Raw genomic sequence first — 16,919 nt, 5'->3', positions numbered from 1 at the left:
CTGCGGCGAACCCGCCCCGAGCGCGTCGGACGTGGCGTCCTGTCGAGCCCTGCGTGGGTTCACCATGCGGATGACGAGCGTGACCTTGGCCTGCGAAAGGTTCACATTTCCCTAATAGGTAAAATCCCGCACAATTTTGGCGTTATTTCGTCAGGCCGCGTGATTGACGATTGACGGCGCCGCGCGCTCCGCCAATTGTGATTACATATCGAAGGATTCTCGATGCGGCCGGAAAATTCGGAGAAGCGCTCGGGTGACGCGACGCGACGGCGCATCCTCGCCGCGGCGATCGCGCGTTTCGCGCACGCCTCCTATGAGGAGGTGAAGCTGCGCGACATTGCGGCGGATGTGGGCGTCGATGTGGCGCTCGTGCATCGATCCTTCGGCTCCAAGGAGCAGCTGTTCGCCGCCGCGGTCGTCGAGGCCTGTCCCTCGGCGCTTTTGTCGCAGGACCGCGGCCGGCTGAGCGGCTTGTTCGCGAGCTTCGCGCTCGAATCGCAGCAGCATGACGGTCTGCATATTTTCGTTCGCTCGCTGACCAGCCCGCTGGCGCGCGATCTCATTCGCGCCTGCTGCTATCGGGATTTCATCGGGCCGCTCGCCGCCAAGCTCGACGGGCCGGACGCTCAGCAGCGGGCGGCGCTGTTCGTCTCCTGCCTCATCGGCTTCTCGATCTTGCGCGAGGTGCTGCGGGTCGAGCCGCTCCTCGCCGGGCAGGACAGCGGGCCGCTGATCGAGCGTCTCCTCGCCGCCTGTCTCGACGACGCCGCGCCGCTCGCTGCCGATCAGAACGCCTCCCAATCGTCCTGAGCCGCCTGCGGCTTGCGCTGGGCGGCGCCGCGTCCGGCGACGGCGACCGTCTTCAGCGCGGGCCGCGGCGCATGGGCGGGCGCGGCGCCGAGCCGGAAGCTCGCGACGGATCGCGTCAGCCCCTCCGTCTCCTTGCGCAGGCCGTGGCTCGCCGCGGTGGTCTCCTCGACCATTGCGGCGTTCTTCTGCGTGTTCTGATCCATCTGCGTGACGGCGGCGTTGATCTCGGCGAGGCCGGTCGCCTGCTCGCGCGCGCCGGCGGCGATGTCGGTGACCACCTTGTCGATCTCCGCCACCTGGGCGACGATCCGCTCCAGCGCCCTTCCGGTCGCGCCGACGAGATCGACGCCTTGCTCGACCTCTATCGTCGAAGTGGAGATGAGCCCCTTGATCTCCTTGGCGGCCTCGGCGGAGCGCTGCGCCAGCGCGCGCACTTCCGAGGCGACGACCGCGAAGCCCTTGCCGGCCTCGCCGGCGCGCGCCGCCTCGACGCCGGCGTTGAGCGCCAGCAGATTGGTCTGGAAGGCGATCTCGTCGATGACGCCGATGATCTGGCCGATCTGCTGGGAGGATTTCTCGATCCGGCCCATGGCGTCGACCGCCCGGCGGACGATCTGGCCGCTCTTCTCGGCCTCGGTCTTGGTGGCGCCGACGATGTCGCTCGCATGGCCCGCGCCCTCGGCGCTCTTCTTCACCGTGGTGGTGATCTCCTCCAGCGCGGCGGCCGTCTGCTCGAGGCTCGCCGCCTGCTGCTCGGTGCGGCGCGCGAGATCGTCCGCGGCCACGGCGATCTGGCCGACCCCCGAGCCGAGGGCGTGCGCGCCGCCGGCAACGACCGCCAGCGCCGTTTCGAGCTGGCCGATCGCCGCGTTGAAATCATTCTGCAGGCCGCGATAGGCGGCGGGCATGTCCTCGGCGAGGCGATAGACGAGATCTTTGGAGGCGAGCTTCTCGAGCCCCTTGCCGATCGCCCGCAGCGCCGCCTCGCGCTCTCTGTCGGCGAGCGCCTGCTCGGCTCTGCGTTGCGCCTCGGCCTCGTCGCCGCGGCGCTTCGCCTCGGCGGCGCGGGCCTCGACCGCCCGCAGCTCGAGCGCATTGCGCTTGAATGTGTCGAGGGCTTTCGCCATCGCCCCCACCTCGTCGCCGCGTCCGACGCCCTCGACGGCGACGCTCAGATCGCCTCCGGCGATGGCGCTCATCTGCCCTGTCAGCCGCGCGAGGGGCGCTCCGATCTTGCGGCTCGCCACGAAGATCGCGGAGGCGCCGCCGCCGACCAGCGCCAGCGCGCCGACAATGAGCATCGTCCAGATCGTCTGCTGGGTCTGACGACGCAGCTCGTCGCCGACGCGCTGATTGTCGTTCAGCACCGTGGCGTTGTATGTCTTCATATCGTCGGTGAGCTTATCGAGCTGCATGTCGACGCCGCGCATGATCGCCATGCATTCGGCGAGCGCGTCGAGCTCATGCGGCCGCAGGCGCGAGCCGACCTCGACGCCCGGTATGTCCTTGGCGATGCGGACCGCCGGCCCGGCGGCCTCGATGATCTTGTCGATCCGCTCATGGAAGGTCTCGATCGCCGGAGCGCGCGGCGGATCGAGCTGCGCCGCCGCGTTCGAATGCCCGTCGATGCGCTCGCGGGCGCTGTCGAAATTCGTCTCGGCGATCTTGAACAATTCGGTGTCGGATTCATACGCGATCATCGAATGGACCGCATAGCCCACCTCGATCGCGGTGCGGTTCATTCGCAGCAGCCTCGCCAGCGCGGCGTCGGAATGTTCGGTCAGATATTGGTAGCGGCGGCCGAGATCGTCGATCCGATGGACGCCGAGCGCCGTCACGCCGAGGAACAGCAGGCAGGTGAGGGCGAGCGGCAGGAGGCTCTTGGTCGTGAGTTTGAGATCGTCGAAGCGCATCGAGGAACGGTCCTTCGAGACGGAGCAGGGACGCGCGCCGCCGCCAGGCAGGCGCATTCGCTCCGCGGTGAAAAGGGGGCGATCGCCGACGCGCGCGGACAATTTCCGGCGGGCGTCATGCCTTTGGTCGACGGAGCCAATGTCGACGCTAGGCCCGGAAAGTTTCAGAAATACCAATGGCTTTGACAAGTCGGCGCCGATTTCGACGTTTCGGGGCGCCTGCGACAAGAGGACGCGGGGCGCGACGAAGGGCGTCGTCAGGCGTCCGCGTCGCGCTCCGGCGCGGCCCACAATTCCTCGGCGTAGCCGCGCCTGATCCAGCTGCGGAAGCGGTAGCGGCGTCTAAAGCCGTAATCGGGCAGCAGCGCGCCGACCACGGACTGCCGGCCGGAGGCGTCGACCTCCCGATTGGCCTCCTGATTGACGCTGAGCAGCAGCGGGGCCCAACGACCGATCCGCGCGAAATAGCTGCGGCATACGGCGTCGCCCATCTCGGGAAAGGAGTCGCAATTGACGATGATGTCGCTGTCGATGACGGTGGTGTCGTCGATCTGCGGCGCGAGGACGAGGTCGACGCCCTCGCCGCGCGACGGCTCGCGAGGGTGGCGAAATTGCACGGGCGCCTCGGGCAGGGCGCGGCGCAGCGCGAAGAATTGCATGGCCGCGACGGTCGGCAGGTCGACGATCGTGTAATGGCGCGCGCCGGCCAGCAGCGCATAGCGCGCCGCCTTGCCGAAGCCGCCGCCGATCTCGCAGATCTTCGGCCGCGCGACGCCGCTCGCCTCGATCGCGCGCATGGCCAGATAGAGCGCCTGAATATCGCGTCCGTGCAGGACGTTCTCGCCCATCCCTAGTCCATAGAGCCCGTCGAAGACCGCGGGCGGCGTGATCGAAAAGCCGAGCGCATCCTCGATCTCGGCGACGAGACGCCGCGAGGAGGCGACGAGCGTCTCGCCGACGTAATCCTGCTCGGCGCATTCCACCCGGGCGAGGCCGATATATTGCGCGAGCGAGGCCAGCATGTCGTGGAACGGCGCCACGGCGGCCCGGCGACCCTCCGGCGAGGCGGCGAGAAAGTCCTGGTAGGCGCGCACGCCCTGCTCGAGCCCGGTGGCGGCCGAGGATTTCTGCACGTCGACGAGACATTGCGCGAGGGCGCGCGGATCGCCGCCGTCGAGAAGGCCGAGGAGCGGCCGATGGCGGTTGGAGACGATGTCGGTCCACATGGCGCCGCCGCCGCCCAGCTGCCGCCCGCCCGCGCCGCCGGCATGGCGCGTCCAGGCGCTCTGCAGCTCGGCGGCGATTTCGACGTCGCGGTCGTCGACCGCGCGAAGCGACAGCGTCGCCTCCAGCCGCGGCAGGCCGCGTCGCGTGGCGTTGATCAGCCCGTCTGCGAAGGTTCCCCGGCCCGAGCTGTCGAGCAGCCAGAAACCCTCGCCGCGCACGCGCGCAGCCAGAGTCTCGTCCGGATAGTCGCCGTCCGGCAGATCGAAATGAAAGCCGTAGCGGCCGTCGCCGAATCCGGCTTGCGCCAGATCCTCGCGCAGCGCGTCGGCGCGCGCGACGCCGATGATCGCTCCGGCGGAGCAGATCTCCACATCGAAGCGATCGCGCGTCCGCAGGCGATCATAGACCCAGCCGGAAACCCGCCCGCCGCTCGCGCGGTCGATATAGCCCGAGAATTCCCTTTGACGCTTGCGCATGAAGAACATCGGCCGTGCTCCATTGCCGCGGGCGGCAGGTCGTCATTTGCGCGCAAAAATCGAAACCGCGGAAGAGTGGCCGCGCTCCGCCTCGCGAATGTCTGAAAATCCGGCTTCTCGCAATGTTTCGATCAGATCGCGACGCGAGAGCGGCGCCGTTCCGGTTATTTGCGAATGGATGAAGACGGCGTCGGCGCGGCGCGCGAGCAGCGCGACGCTCGCGAGCGGATCGGCGAAACGATGCAGCGCTTCGCAGGCGACGACGAGATCGTAGCGCGCGTCCGTCTCGCGCAGAAATCCGTCCAGATCGCCGAGCCGGAAGCGCGTGCGCGAGAGGCGCATGACCTCCTTGGCGACGAGGCAGCGTATGAATCCCGCGCGGCTCGGCTCGATCGCGTCCACGCGCGCGCCCGCGGATTCGAGAAGGAAGCTATGGCCCGCTTCGCCGGGCGCGAGCTCGAGCACCGAGCGGCCCTCGAGCGAGCCGAAACAATCGATCGCCCATCGAATGCGCGCGTCGTCATAGGCCGGGACCTCGCCCGCCGAGACATCGCAATGGGGCGGAAAGGCGCAGCGCCAGTCGCCGATCGCATCGACGGCGTTCTGTAGACGCGGAACGGTCGACACATAGGTGTCGAAAACGTCCGCCGAGCGGCGCTTCGGCAATTTGTCGCGCAGCTTCCTCAGCATCGGTCCGATCGTCCCTCGTCGATTGTTCGTCGGGCGCGACATTCGATCGCCCGAACCGGGCCGTTCGAGCAGAAAGCGCTTCCGGCTGCGTGGCGCGCCCCGGGACGGGGCGCGATGGACTACGCTGTCGCGGCGCATTTGGCAATCGCGCGACGTCGTTCAAACGCGGAAATGCCGTCCCGGCGGAAGGCTGCTCAGCAGTTGCAAGCGCGGCGCGGCATTGTCGCGGCTGTACCAGGGGTTGAAAGCCGGGTCCACATAGTCGACCAGTCCGTATTTCTTGCGCAGCGTGTCCTGCTCGCGTCGAAAGCGGGCGATATTGGCGTTGGTCTCGTCGCTGCCACGGCTCGCCGATTCATGATGATAGAGCGTCGCGAAGGGCGTCCATACGACGCGAAAGCCCGCGCGGCCGGCGCGCATGCAATAGTCCGTGTCATTATACGCGATGGCGAAATTCTGCTCGTCGAGCGCGCCGACCGCTTCGAGACAAGCGCGTGTGATCAGCATGCAGGCTCCGGTCACCGCGGCCAGCGATTGGCGGACTTCGAGCCGTCCCATGGGGCCGGGATAATCGCCGGGCATTCCGCAGAACCAATGTCCCGCCACCGAGCCGAGGCCGACGATGACGCCCGCATGCTGCAATGTCCCATTGGGATAGAGCAGCCGCGCGCCGACGACGCCGGTCGACGGATAGGCGAGGCACGAGACCATCTCCTTCAGCCAGCCCGCGTCGATGACTTGAATGTCGTTGTTGAGCAGCAATATGCAGTCGCCGCGCGCCGCCCGCAGGCCGCGATTGACCTGCCGTGCGAAATTGAACGTCTCTTCGACGATGTCCACCGAAAAGAAAGGGCAGGCGGCCTTCGTCCGTTCATAGAGCTCGAGAACGCGGCTGTCCTGCGTGCCATTGTCGACGACGATGATCTCCAAATTCGGATAGTCGGTCCGGCGCAGGAGATCGTCGAGCAGGCGCGTGACGAGCGAGAACGAATCGCGGCTCGGCACGACGATGGAGACGAGCGGCCTGGCGTCGTTTTTCGGGTCGAGCCGCACGCGATGCAGATCGGCGTTGAGCGCCGGCTCGACGATCGCCGGCGCGCCGCCGACAGAGTAATTCTCCGCGAGAGAGCGGCGCGCGCTCGTCGTGGCGCGGTCGAGGAAGCTCACCGAATAGCTCTTGCCGTCGCGTCGCCAGAGATAGGCCGGATAGGGAAGATGGACGAGCTCCTCCGTCGCGAGGCCGCGCGTGTAACGCAGCAGCAGATCATAGTCCTGCGAGCCGTCGAAGCCCTGACGCAGTCCGCCGAGCGCCAGCAGCCGCTCGCGGCGATAGAGCGAGAGGTGATTGACGTAATTGACGCCGGAGAGCAGCACCGGGTCGAAGGCGGGCTTCAGCGAATAATGCTTGGGCTGCAGCTGCGCGTCGGCCACGATCTCGTCGGTGAAGACGAATTGCGCGCCAGGCGTTCGCGCGATCGTCTCCAGCAGCGCGTCCACGGCGTAAGGCGCGAGCGCGTCGTCGTGGTCGATGAAGCCGACCCACTCGCCGCGCGCCGCGGCGAGCCCGCTATTGGTGGCGGCGGCGATGCCGCCATTCTGCGCCGCGCGCAAAATCGTCACATTGGGCGCGCCGCGATGACGCTCGAGCCAGTCGATCGTCTCGCGCGACGTCGAGCCGTCGTCGGAGAGGATCAGCTCATAGGCGCCGGCTCTCTGAATACGAAAGGAGTCGAGCAATTGATCGAGATAGAGCGCCGGCGCGTCATAGACCGGCGTGACGAAAGAAAGAGCCGGCCTGTCGTCGGCCCAGGGCGGAGCGCCGGCGAATCGGTCGTTCGCCATGGCGATCACCTGCTCGAAATGCGGCGTCGCGCCGCGCACTCTGGCGACGCGCGCGCCGACGCCGGAAAGCTCGGGCGCGCCCGGCCGCGCTATGACCTCGCAGAGCGGCGCCGCGCGCTCGCCCCTGGCCGCCGCGCGCAGTCTTTTGCCGACGAAAGCGCGCACGGATTTCTCGTCATAGGCGACAAAGGCGCGAAAGCAGAAACGCGAAGGGTAGGAGGAGGGATCGAAGCGGACCTTGTGGACGCGGCCGAAACTGCGGAGCGACACCACATAGACGCCATTGCGGGTGTGCTTGAGCTCGATCTCCTCGTCCGGCTCGAAACCCTTGCCGAAATCGATATAGATGCGGGGGTCGAGCGTCTGATCGGCGTCGGCGACCTCGAGGATGATATAGGCGGCGCGCAGCAACCGCGGCGCGAAGACGAAGAGCGGATCCGCATCGACGCCCTGCCAGCTCTCCCAACCGAGCCGGCGCAGGCCGGAGCGGCGCACAGAAGGAATTCTCAGCAACAAGGCCCGGGCTTTCCAAAAGTGAGAGGCGGAGGTCGGTTCCGAGGTCGTATAGTCGAGCCGCGGCGCCTTGGCCATAGAGCGCGAGCGGACGACAGGATGGGCGGCGCGTAGGGAGTCCGCGCAGGCCAAAAGTGGCGAAAATAGGCCGACGCGCGCGCGTGGACGAGGCGGGCGCGCTGCGCTATAAGGACCGCGGTTCATGTCGTTGGCGGCTCCGGGCGAGACCGACTTAAGAGAAGATGATCCAGCTTTTAGACGTCTTCAAATTCTATAAGACCGAGCGGCACTCGAAGATCATCCTGGACCATGTGTCGATGGTCTTCGATACGAGCTATTCGTACGGCTTGCTCGGCGTCAACGGCGCCGGAAAGTCGACGACGCTCAAGATCCTCGCCGGCACCGAATTGCCGAACTCCGGCAAGGTGCGCCGCACCGTGCGCGTGTCTTGGCCGCTCGGCTTCGGCTCGGGGTTCCATCCGTCGATGACCGGCCGCGAGAATGTGCATTTCGTGGCGAGGGTCTATGGCGCCGATCCGCGCAAGACGGCGATGTTCGTCGAAGAGTTCTCCGAGCTCGGCGATTATTTCGACGCGCCAGTCAAGACCTATTCGTCCGGCATGGGCGCGCGCCTCGCCTTCGGCATGTCGATGTCCATCGAATTCGACGTCTATCTCATCGACGAGATCACTGGCGTCGGCGACATGAGATTCCAGAAGCGGTGCCAAGAGGCCTTCGACCAGCGGCGCAAGAATTCGAGCGTGATCTTCGTCTCGCATTCGATGCAGGCGGTCAGCGATTATTGCGATCGCGGCGGCGTGCTCGTCGACGGCCGTCTCTTCATGTTCGACACCGTCGCCAAGGCGATCGAAATGTACAATCGCTTGAACAGATAGGGGCGAGGATGGACGAACCTCCGAAATCTCCCGAGCTTCGCACGATCAATGCGCTGGAACGCGCCGAGGCCGTGTCCCGCTTCCTGTCCGAAGCCGCGCGGCGCGCGCGATTTTCGGCGCGCGCGCGCGGCGCCTATCAAAAATCCAGCTTCGCGGAGCGCCGCGGCGCCAAGGCGATGCGCATTGCTTTTCTCGTCCTGCTGGTCGTGATGGTGGCGATCCCCAATTTTGTGGGGGCGGTCTATTACGGTCTGCTCGCTTCCGATCAATATGTCGCGGAGGCGAAATTCACCGTGAGCAGCGCGGCTATTCCGAAACTCGATGGACTGGGCTCCGTGACCGGCCTGCCGCAGATGATGATCTTTCAGGATTCGATGATCATCGTCGATTATGTCGAGAGCCGGTCGATGGTCGAGCAGCTCGAGCGGCAGGTCGATCTGCGCGAGCTCTATGGCTCCGACCGGATCGACTGGTGGGCGCGATTCCAGAAATCGAAATCGATCGAGAAGTTTACGGCCTATTGGAAGAAGATGGCTTCGGCGACGATCACCTTACCGTCCGGAATCGTCACGCTGACGGTCCGCGCCTTCTCGCCCGCCGACGCCAAGAGCATCGCCGACAGGGTCGTCGCCGATTGCGAGACTCTGGTCAACGACCTCAATGAGCGGATGCGGCAGGATACGGTCCGCGCCTCCGAGCAGGATCTCGCGCGCGCCGGCGAGCGGCTCAAGGTCGCGCGGGTGAATTTGGAGCGTGCGCGCAATGCGGAAGGGCTGATCGACGTCCGCCAGACGAGCAAGTCGCAGAGCGAGGTGCTCTCCGGGATCGAATCCGATCTGCTGAAATATCAGCAGGAATATCTCACTCAGTCGCGCTATGTCGACGAGAGCGCGCCGCAAATGCGCGTGTTGAAGCGGCGCATCGAATCGCTCGAGAAGCAGGTCGCCGATCGCAAGTCGGAGATCACCGCGCGCGAGGAGCTGGGGCTCGACGCGCTCGCGCGGAAAACGCTCTCCGGCAAGATGACGACCTTCGCCAATCTCGACCTCGAGCATAAGATCGCCGAGACGAGCTATGAGATCGCGACGGCCTCGCTCGACGGCGCGCGCCTGCTCAGCGAGCGCAAGCTGCTCTATCTCCATCAGATCGAGTCGCCGGCGCTGCCGGAGGAGGCGCGCTATCCGCGGCGGTGGCTCTATTCGGGCATCTTGCTCGCGGCTTCGCTGGCGCTCTATGGCGCCGTCGTCGGCCTGATCGCCTTCGTGCGCAACAATATGGCCTGACGCGCGATCAGCGCTCGCGGGCCACCTGCGCGAGATAGGCGCCATATTGGCTCTTGGCGAATTTCTGCGCGGCGGCGCCCAGCGCCTCGGCGTCGATCCAGCCCTGGCGGAAGGCGATCTCCTCGAGGCAGGCGATGCGCTGACCCTGACGAAGCTCTATGGCGCGGACATATTCGGCCGCCTCCAGCAGCGAGGCGGGCGTGCCCGTGTCGAGCCAGGCGAAGCCGCGTCCCAATCGCTCGACGGTCAATTCGCCGCGCTGAAGATAGATGTTGTTGAGATCGGTGATCTCCAATTCGCCGCGTGGCGAGGGTTTCAGATCCGCCGCGAAATGCGGCGCGCGCTCGTCGTAGAAATAGAGGCCGGTCACCGCCCAATTGGACTTGGGCGCCTTCGGCTTTTCCTCGAGCGATAGCGCGCGGCCCTCGGCGTCGAAATCGACGACGCCGTAACGCTCTGGATCGGCGACATGATAGGCGAAGACGGTGGCGCCGCGGCCGCCCTTGGCGTTGGTCAGCGATTCGGTGAGGCCGTGGCCGTAGAAGATATTGTCGCCGAGCACCAGCACGGAGCTCTGCCCTTCGACGAAGCTCGCGCCGATGATATAGGCCTGCGCCAGCCCGTCCGGACGCGGCTGGACGGCGTAGGTGAATGACACGCCCCATTGCGCGCCGGAGCCGAGCAGGCGCCGGAAGGCCGTTTCGTCGTCCGGCGTCGTGATGACGAGAATCTCGCGCACGCCTGCGAGCATCAGCGCGCTCAGCGGATAATAGACCATCGGCTTGTCGTAGACCGGTAGCAATTGCTTGGACACGGCGAGCGTCGCCGGGTGAAGGCGCGTGCCGCTGCCGCCAGCGAGAATAATTCCACGCATGATCTGATCCTCCATGATCCGATCTTCAATGAATGGGGCCGGCCAGCAGCCGGTCGACGCAATATGCGAGCGAGGCGCGCCAGTCGGGCAGAGCGACGCCATGGACGCGCGAAAGCTTCGCGTTGTCGAGGCGCGAATTGGCCGGGCGTCGCGCCGGCGTCGGATAATCGGCGGTCGTGATGCGGCGAACGCGCACCGGCGCGCGGCCGTGCTCTGTGGCGCGCGCGAAGATCGCCTCGGCGACATCGGCCCAGCTCGCTTCGCCCGCGCCCGTCATATGGAACGTCCCGCGCAGCTCCGGCGCGTCGTCGCGACACAGGCGCGCCGCGACGAGGAGCGTCGCATCGGCGATGTCGAGCGCGCTGGTCGGATTGCCGAGCTGATCGGCGACGACGCCGACCTCCTCGCGCGTCTCGCCGAGCCGCAGCATGGTGCGCACGAAATTCGAGCCGAACGGGCTGTAGACCCAGGCCGTGCGCAGGATCGTGGCATTCGGGCAGAGCGCTGCGACGCGCCTCTCGCCCTCGAGCTTGGAATGGCCATAGACGCCGAGCGGCGCGGTTGCGTCGTCCTCGCGATAGGGACGCGTGGCGGTGCCGTCGAACACATAATCGGTCGAAAAATGGATGAGCGGAACGCCGAGCTCGGCTGCCGCCTCGGCGACATGGCCGGCGCCCTCGCCATTCACGCGCATGGCGAGGGCTTCCTCCTGCTCGGCCTTATCGACGGCGGTATAGGCGGCGGCGTTGACGATGACGTCGCAGCGCGCCTCGCGCAATGCGGCGCGCACGCTCTCGCGATCGGAAAGATCGAGAAGTGGCCGGCCGAGCGCGACGATCTCCGCCTCGCCCGTCGCGCGGTCGCGCAGGCAAGAGACGCGCTCGCGCAGGCAAGAGACGATCTGGCCCTGCGTTCCGGTGACGGCGATGCGCATCATCGCCTCAAGCGAATGCGTCGGAGAGATCGCGCAGCCGTGGCCAGCGGCGATCCTTGTCCGACAGAATGACGCGATCGGGCGTGACCGGCCAGGGGATGTCGAGATCCGGATCGTCGAAGGCGAGCCCGCGATCATGCGGCGCCGAATAGAAATTCGTGACCTTATAGACGACTTCCGTATCGGGCTCGAGCGTGCAGAAGCCATGCGCGAAGCCGATGGGAACGAGCAATTGCCGCCAATTTTCCGCGGAGAGCTCGACCGCGACATGGCGTCCGAAGGTCGACGACGCGCGGCGAATGTCGACGGCGATGTCCAGAACGCGGCCGCGCGTGACGCGCACCAGCTTGTCCTGCGCGAAAGGCGCGGTCTGGAAGTGCAGCCCGCGGAGGACGCCGACATTGCATGAGAGCGAATGATTGTCCTGCACGAAGCAGAAAGGCGGCAGGCCGCGCTCCTCCCAGCGCCTCTGATTATAGCTCTCGGAAAAAAAGCCGCGCGCGTCGCCGAACCGGTCCGGCGTGACGATCTTGACGCCCTCGAGCGCCGTGTCTTCGACTTTCATCATGCCCTCTTCGGCGGAAGGCGTCAGGCGACGCAGCCGAGACGCTCGCCGCGATATTTGCCGGAGCGGATCGCTTTCCACCACTCCTCATTGTCGAGATACCAGCGCACGGTTTTATGAAGCCCGCTCGCGAAGCTCTCCTGTGCGCGCCAACCGAGCTCGCGCTCGATCTTCGAGCAATCGATCGCATAGCGCAGGTCATGGCCCGGCCTGTCCTGGACGAAGGCGATCAACTCGCGATAGGAGCCGCGCGTGCGCGGTTTGATGTCGTCGAGACTGTCGCAGATCGCCTGCACCACCTCTATGTTGCGCATTTCCGAGCGGCCGCCGACATTATAGGTCTGGCCGACGACGCCCGCGCGCGCGACGGTGAGCAGCGCCTCGGCGTGATCCTCGACATAGAGCCAATCGCGCACATTCTCGCCGCGCCCATAGACGGGCAGCGGCTTTTCCTCCAGCGCATTGATGATGGTGAGCGGAATGAGCTTCTCCGGGAAATGATAGGGCCCGTAGTTGTTGGAGCAATTGGTGACGAGCGTCGGCAGGCCATAGGTCTCGCGCCAGGCGCGCGCCAAATGGTCCGAGCCCGCCTTGGAGGCCGAATAGGGCGAGTTGGGCGCATAGGGCGTGTCCTCGCGGAACAGCCCCTCGGCCCCGAGGGCGCCGAAGACCTCATCGGTCGAGACATGCAGAAAGCGAAAGGCGGCGGCTTTCTCCGCGCCGAGCCGGCGCCAATAGTCGAGCGCGGCGGCGAGCAGGGTGAAAGTGCCGACGACATTGGTCTCGACGAAGGCGGCGGGGCCGTCGATGGAGCGATCGACATGGCTCTCGGCGGCGAGATGCATCACCGTATCGGGCTGGAACGCCTCGAAGGCGGCGGCGACGGCGGCGCGGTCGCATATGTCGGCGCGGCGGAAGGAATAGCGCGGATCGTCGGCGATGGGCGCGAGCGAATCGAGATTGCCGGCATAGGTGAGCTTGTCGAAGACGAGCAGCTCATGCGGCGTCGTCTCGATGATGCGGCGGGCGACGGCCGAGCCGATGAAGCCGGCGCCGCCGGTCACGAGCACGCGCATCCTATCGATCGATCCGTCGGGGATGGGCGGGGCTCGTCGCTCTCGCGTCGAGGAAGCAAAAGGAAAGACGCATCCGCGTGAAACACCCTGTTCCTGGTCGCGAGGCCGGATCGTCGCGAGGCCGGATCGCGCCGTCTTCGACGCCGAATGATTTTTATCCCAATCCACGCCTATTGAAAGATCGCGCGCCCCCTGTCAACTCCGGCTCGTTCCACCGTTCTGGGGCGATTGTCATAACTCATTGTTTTACAATATATTATAAGCCTCTCGGCAGGTGGCCGGCGGCGCCGGGGCCTCGGCCGGGAAAAATTGGAGTCGTTCCAGACTCCTTGCGTGGGACGGCGGTTTCGGGCTATCCCGCGATAGGTCGGGCGGCGATGAATCGCGGCCGTACGAAAGAGTAATCGATGTTTCAGCGTCCCGGCAAGGCGGCCTTCGCCTTCATCTTGGTCACCGTCGTGCTCGACATGCTGGCGCTCGGCGTGATGATCCCGGTGCTTCCCAAGCTCATCGTGGAATTCGAGGGCGGCGATCTCCAGAGCGCGACGATCGCGACGGGCGTCTTTGGTTTCGCCTGGGCCTTCATGCAATTCCTGTTTCAGCCCGTGCTCGGGGCGCTGTCCGACCGTTTCGGCCGTCGGCCCGTGGTGCTGCTGTCCAATCTGGGCATGGGGCTCGACTATGTGTTCATGGCGCTCGCGCCCTCCTTGCCCTTCCTCTTCATCGGCCGGCTGATTTCGGGCCTGACGGCGGCGAGCGTCTCGACGGCGACGGCCTACATCGCCGACATCACCGAGCCGGAGAAGCGCGCCGGCCGTTTCGGCATGATCGGCGCGGCTTTCGGCGTCGGCTTCATCCTCGGCCCGGCGCTCGGCGGCGTGCTCGGCAATTACGGCTTGCGCTATCCGTTCTGGGCGGCGGCGGCGCTGAGCCTCCTCAACGCGGCTTACGGCTATTTCATCCTGCCGGAGTCGCTCGCGCCGGAGAAGCGCACGAGCGCGATTCTGTGGCGCAGCGCCAATGTGCTGGGCTCGCTCGATTTTCTGCGCCGCGACCGCTCGCTCGGCCTGCTCGCCGTGGCGATCTTCCTCTCCTATCTCGCGCATGAGTCGCTGCCGAGCCTCTTCGTGCTCTACACCGAATATCGCTATCATTGGGATGCGGCGACGACCGGCTGGGCGCTCGCCATCGTCGGCGTCTCGCAGACGGTGGTGTCCGGCGGATTGGTGCGGCCGGCGGTCAAGCGTTTCGGCGAGCGGGCGACGCTCGTCGTCGCTCTGGCGGCCGGGGCGCTGGGCTTCGCGGCCTACGCCTTCGCGCCGACGGGCGGGATCTTCATGGCGGCGCCGCCGCTCATCGCGCTCTGGGCCATGGCCAATCCGGCCTTTCAGGGCTTGGCGACGCGTTTCGCCTCGGCCTCGGAGCAGGGGCGGCTGCAAGGGGCGCTGTCGAGCCTGCGCGGCGTCTCGGGCATGGTCGGGCCATTGTTCTTCACGCAGATTCTCTCCCTCTCGATCGGCGCCGGCAGCTTTCCGGGGGCCGGCTATTTCGTGGCGGCGCTGCTGCTCGCGGCGAGCCTCGTCGTGGCCCGCAACGCCGTGAGCGCCGCAGCGGCGGAGCCCGCCTCGGTCTGACGTCGCATTCCGCCGCGCGGCCGCTTATATTGATCCCGAACCCCGGCCCGGCGGCCGGCGGTTTCGGAGATGCGCATGAGCCTCGTCGCAACGTCGGTCTATCTCGCCATTCTCGCCTCCGCGGCGCTGGGCGTCTATCTGAAGACCCGCCAGAGCCGCGCCGCGCGCGCCGATCGTGAGACGCCGCCGCCCGAATTCGCCGCGACGGTCACTGTCGACGAGCATCGCCGCGCCGCCGATTACACGGTGGCGCGCATGCGCCTCTCCGTCGCCGAGACCGTGTTCGACGCGGCGCTCGCCCTCGCCTGGCTCGCCCTGCTGCTCGGACCGCTCTATGGGCTGCTCGCGCAATTCATCGCGCCGGGATTGACGCTCAGCGTCGCCGTCGTCGTCGCCGTGGCGATCGTCGACCATCTGCTGCGCCTGCCCTTCTCGCTCGTTGAGACCTTCGGCCTGGAGACGCGTTTCGGCTTCAACCGCTCGACGCTGACGATGTTCTTCCTCGACGAGGCGAAAGGCGCGGCGCTCTGGCTGCTGTTCTTCATGCCCTTGCTCTATGGTCTGTTCCTCGCGGCGCGCGTCTCGCCGGACTATTGGTGGCTCGCGGGCTTCGTCGCCGCGCTGGCGCTGCTGCTGGCCATGACGTTGATCTATCCCACCTTCATCGCGCCTCTGTTCAACGATTTCGCGCCGCTCGAAGATGCGGCGCTGAAGGCGCGCATGGAGGAATTGCTGGCGCGCTGCGGATTTCAATCGGGCGGGCTGTTCGTCATGGACGCCTCGACGCGCTCCACCCATGGCAACGCCTATTTCTCCGGCTTCGGCAAGGCGAAGCGCATCGTCTTCTTCGACACATTGCTGCGCAAGCACAGCGCGGACGAGATTCTCGCCATTCTCGCGCATGAGCTCGGCCATTATAAATTCGGCCATGTGCGGCAGCGGATGATGCAGGCGGCGGCCTTTCTCTTCATCGGCTTCGCGGCGCTGCATCTCGCCTTCGCCCGGGGGCTCGGCGACGCCTTCGGCCTGCCGAATGATCCGGGCGTCATCTTCGTCATCGCGCTGACGGCGGCCGCGCCCATTCTCCATCTTCTGTCGCCGCTGACCAATTTCCTGTCGCGCCGCGCCGAATTCGAGGCCGACGGCTTCGCCAGGTCGATCTATGGCAAGGAGCCCATGGTCAGCGCGCTCACCAAGCTCTCGCGCGACAATCTCGCCACGCTGACGCCGGACCGGCTCTATGCGCTGTTCTATTATTCGCATCCGCCGGCGCCGATCCGCATCGCCGCGCTGGAGGAGGCGAGGGGCGGCTGACGGTCAGGCGGCGTGCGCCTTGCCGCGGAAATAATGGAAATCGCCGCGCGTGATCAGCATATCGCCGGGCGCGATCTCATGCGGCTCGAGATCAGCCTCCGTCCGCAGCCGGTCGTAGAGGGGGACGAAGTCGCGGTAGCAGGCGTCGAGCAGGCGCTCGAACCCATCGACGACGAAATAGCACTGCTGAAAATCGTCGATGATGTACCGCGCGCGCATCACCCGCTCGAGATCGAAGGCGATGCGATTGGGCGATGAATCCTCGATCGAGAAGATCGTCTCGGCCGGCGAGGAGAGAATCCCCGCGCCGAAGATGCGCAGCCCCGCCGGCGTCGCCAGCAGCCCGAACTCGACCGTATACCAATAGAGCCGCGCGAGATTGGCGAGCTGGCCGCGCGCCAGCGCCCGCCGTCCGCCCTCGCCATAGGCCTGCAGGAAGCGCGCGTAGACCGGATTCGCGAGCAATGGGACATGGCCGAAGATGTCGTGAAAGACATCCGGCTCCTCCAGATAGTCGAGCGCCTCCTCCGGGCGGATGAAGGCGCCGGCGGGAAAGCGCCGATTGGCGAGATGCTCGAAGAAAACATCGTCCGGCACGAGGCCGGCGACCGCGACGACACGCCAGCCGGTCAGAGCCGCGAGCCGCGCGCTCAGCGCGTCGAAATCGGGAACGCCGTCCGGCGACAGCTTCAGCGCGTCCATCGAGGCGAGATATTCGTCGCAGGCGCGGCCGGGCAGCAGCGCGGCCTGGCGGGCGTAGAGCCGGCGCCAGCGGTCGTGCTCGGCCGCGCTGTAGGACGGCCAATCCTGGTCGATCGTCCAATCGGCGCGGCGTGGCGCGTCGGCGTAGCGGTTCTCGTCTCGCTCCATGC

The 16,919-nt window shown here is 66.4% G+C and carries 14 protein-coding genes; 5 read left to right on the top strand and 9 right to left on the bottom strand.

The features are described from left to right. Window positions 1-222 precede the first annotated feature (222 nt). The gene (locus tag VIF40_RS02940; protein ID WP_331936023.1) at window positions 223-810 is read left to right on the top strand and encodes a TetR family transcriptional regulator; all 588 of its coding nucleotides are present in this window, start codon (window positions 223-225) and stop codon (window positions 808-810) included. Here VIF40_RS02940 and VIF40_RS02935 read toward each other — a convergent pair. The 4 genes from VIF40_RS02935 to VIF40_RS02920 all read right to left on the bottom strand — a co-directional run bounded on the left by VIF40_RS02935 (window position 786) and on the right by VIF40_RS02920 (window position 7,474). Next, window positions 786-2,780, bottom strand: coding sequence for a methyl-accepting chemotaxis protein (locus VIF40_RS02935; RefSeq protein WP_331936022.1), 1,995 nt, complete (start codon window positions 2,778-2,780; stop codon window positions 786-788). The genes VIF40_RS02940 and VIF40_RS02935 overlap by 25 nt on opposite strands. Before the next feature lie 200 nt (window positions 2,781-2,980). Further along, window positions 2,981-4,426 (bottom strand): hypothetical protein, encoded by a 1,446-nt coding sequence (locus VIF40_RS02930; protein ID WP_331936021.1) that lies wholly within the window; start codon window positions 4,424-4,426, stop codon window positions 2,981-2,983. 42 nt (window positions 4,427-4,468) lie between these two features. Beyond that, complete coding sequence (locus VIF40_RS02925) at window positions 4,469-5,116, bottom strand: class I SAM-dependent methyltransferase (RefSeq protein WP_331936020.1); 648 nt, start codon at window positions 5,114-5,116, stop codon at window positions 4,469-4,471. A gap of 159 nt (window positions 5,117-5,275) precedes the next feature. Then, the gene (locus tag VIF40_RS02920) at window positions 5,276-7,474 is read right to left on the bottom strand and encodes a glycosyltransferase family 2 protein (protein WP_331936019.1); all 2,199 of its coding nucleotides are present in this window, start codon (window positions 7,472-7,474) and stop codon (window positions 5,276-5,278) included. Window positions 7,475-7,713: 239 nt separating this feature from the next. Between VIF40_RS02920 and VIF40_RS02915 the strand changes: the two genes are divergently transcribed. Together VIF40_RS02915 and VIF40_RS02910 are read left to right on the top strand one after the other, a co-directional pair. Next, window positions 7,714-8,367 (top strand): ABC transporter ATP-binding protein, encoded by a 654-nt coding sequence (locus VIF40_RS02915; protein WP_331936018.1) that lies wholly within the window; start codon window positions 7,714-7,716, stop codon window positions 8,365-8,367. Between the two features lie 8 nt (window positions 8,368-8,375). After that, the gene (locus VIF40_RS02910; RefSeq protein ID WP_331936017.1) at window positions 8,376-9,650 is read left to right on the top strand and encodes a lipopolysaccharide biosynthesis protein; all 1,275 of its coding nucleotides are present in this window, start codon (window positions 8,376-8,378) and stop codon (window positions 9,648-9,650) included. 7 nt (window positions 9,651-9,657) lie between these two features. Here VIF40_RS02910 and rfbA read toward each other — a convergent pair whose 3' ends face one another. From rfbA to rfbB, 4 genes are read right to left on the bottom strand one after another with little or no spacing between them, the layout of a single operon-like run. Then, window positions 9,658-10,524: a glucose-1-phosphate thymidylyltransferase RfbA gene (gene rfbA / locus VIF40_RS02905; RefSeq protein WP_331936016.1), complete on the bottom strand. Its 867-nt coding sequence runs from the start codon at window positions 10,522-10,524 to the stop codon at window positions 9,658-9,660. Window positions 10,525-10,549: 25 nt separating this feature from the next. After that, a complete protein-coding gene (gene rfbD / locus VIF40_RS02900; RefSeq protein ID WP_331936084.1) occupies window positions 10,550-11,458 on the bottom strand; it encodes a dTDP-4-dehydrorhamnose reductase in 909 nt (302 codons plus the stop codon). A gap of 7 nt (window positions 11,459-11,465) precedes the next feature. Further along, complete coding sequence (gene rfbC / locus VIF40_RS02895) at window positions 11,466-12,023, bottom strand: dTDP-4-dehydrorhamnose 3,5-epimerase (RefSeq protein WP_331936083.1); 558 nt, start codon at window positions 12,021-12,023, stop codon at window positions 11,466-11,468. Between the two features lie 23 nt (window positions 12,024-12,046). Beyond that, window positions 12,047-13,099 (bottom strand): dTDP-glucose 4,6-dehydratase, encoded by a 1,053-nt coding sequence (gene rfbB / locus VIF40_RS02890; protein ID WP_331936015.1) that lies wholly within the window; start codon window positions 13,097-13,099, stop codon window positions 12,047-12,049. 407 nt (window positions 13,100-13,506) lie between these two features. Between rfbB and VIF40_RS02885 the strand changes: the two genes are divergently transcribed. Both VIF40_RS02885 and VIF40_RS02880 read left to right on the top strand, forming a co-directional pair. Continuing rightward, complete coding sequence (locus VIF40_RS02885) at window positions 13,507-14,733, top strand: TCR/Tet family MFS transporter (RefSeq protein WP_331936014.1); 1,227 nt, start codon at window positions 13,507-13,509, stop codon at window positions 14,731-14,733. Window positions 14,734-14,808: 75 nt separating this feature from the next. Beyond that, window positions 14,809-16,047: a M48 family metallopeptidase gene (locus VIF40_RS02880; RefSeq protein ID WP_331936013.1), complete on the top strand. Its 1,239-nt coding sequence runs from the start codon at window positions 14,809-14,811 to the stop codon at window positions 16,045-16,047. A gap of 3 nt (window positions 16,048-16,050) precedes the next feature. On the opposite strand, the gene phhA is transcribed toward VIF40_RS02880, so the two are convergent. After that, on the bottom strand, window positions 16,051-16,917 hold the full coding sequence (gene phhA / locus VIF40_RS02875) for a phenylalanine 4-monooxygenase (protein ID WP_331936012.1): 867 nt from the start codon (window positions 16,915-16,917) through the stop codon (window positions 16,051-16,053). Window positions 16,918-16,919 lie beyond the last annotated feature (2 nt).

The sequence above is a fragment of the Methylosinus sp. genome (assembly GCF_036560965.1).
In the GTDB taxonomy this organism is placed as follows: Bacteria; Pseudomonadota; Alphaproteobacteria; order Rhizobiales; family Beijerinckiaceae; genus Methylosinus.
The sequence above is the reverse complement of the archived record's forward strand: the minus strand, read 5'-3'. Positions and strand labels throughout refer to the sequence as shown.

What these genes read in the sequence shown, in the direction of transcription:
- VIF40_RS02925 (WP_331936020.1), bottom strand. Translation starts at nt 5,116, where the DNA reads ATGCTGAGGAAGCTGCGCGACAAATTGCCGAAGCGCCGCTCGGCGGAC.
- rfbD (WP_331936084.1), bottom strand. Translation starts at nt 11,458, where the DNA reads ATGCGCATCGCCGTCACCGGAACGCAGGGCCAGATCGTCTCTTGCCTG.
- VIF40_RS02885 (WP_331936014.1), top strand. Translation starts at nt 13,507, where the DNA reads ATGTTTCAGCGTCCCGGCAAGGCGGCCTTCGCCTTCATCTTGGTCACC.
- VIF40_RS02915 (WP_331936018.1), top strand. Translation starts at nt 7,714, where the DNA reads ATGATCCAGCTTTTAGACGTCTTCAAATTCTATAAGACCGAGCGGCAC.
- VIF40_RS02880 (WP_331936013.1), top strand. Translation starts at nt 14,809, where the DNA reads ATGAGCCTCGTCGCAACGTCGGTCTATCTCGCCATTCTCGCCTCCGCG.
- rfbA (WP_331936016.1), bottom strand. Translation starts at nt 10,524, where the DNA reads ATGCGTGGAATTATTCTCGCTGGCGGCAGCGGCACGCGCCTTCACCCG.
- rfbC (WP_331936083.1), bottom strand. Translation starts at nt 12,023, where the DNA reads ATGAAAGTCGAAGACACGGCGCTCGAGGGCGTCAAGATCGTCACGCCG.
- phhA (WP_331936012.1), bottom strand. Translation starts at nt 16,917, where the DNA reads ATGGAGCGAGACGAGAACCGCTACGCCGACGCGCCACGCCGCGCCGAT.
- VIF40_RS02940 (WP_331936023.1), top strand. Translation starts at nt 223, where the DNA reads ATGCGGCCGGAAAATTCGGAGAAGCGCTCGGGTGACGCGACGCGACGG.
- rfbB (WP_331936015.1), bottom strand. Translation starts at nt 13,099, where the DNA reads ATGCGCGTGCTCGTGACCGGCGGCGCCGGCTTCATCGGCTCGGCCGTC.
- VIF40_RS02930 (WP_331936021.1), bottom strand. Translation starts at nt 4,426, where the DNA reads ATGCGCAAGCGTCAAAGGGAATTCTCGGGCTATATCGACCGCGCGAGC.
- VIF40_RS02910 (WP_331936017.1), top strand. Translation starts at nt 8,376, where the DNA reads ATGGACGAACCTCCGAAATCTCCCGAGCTTCGCACGATCAATGCGCTG.
- VIF40_RS02935 (WP_331936022.1), bottom strand. Translation starts at nt 2,780, where the DNA reads ATGCGCCTGCCTGGCGGCGGCGCGCGTCCCTGCTCCGTCTCGAAGGAC.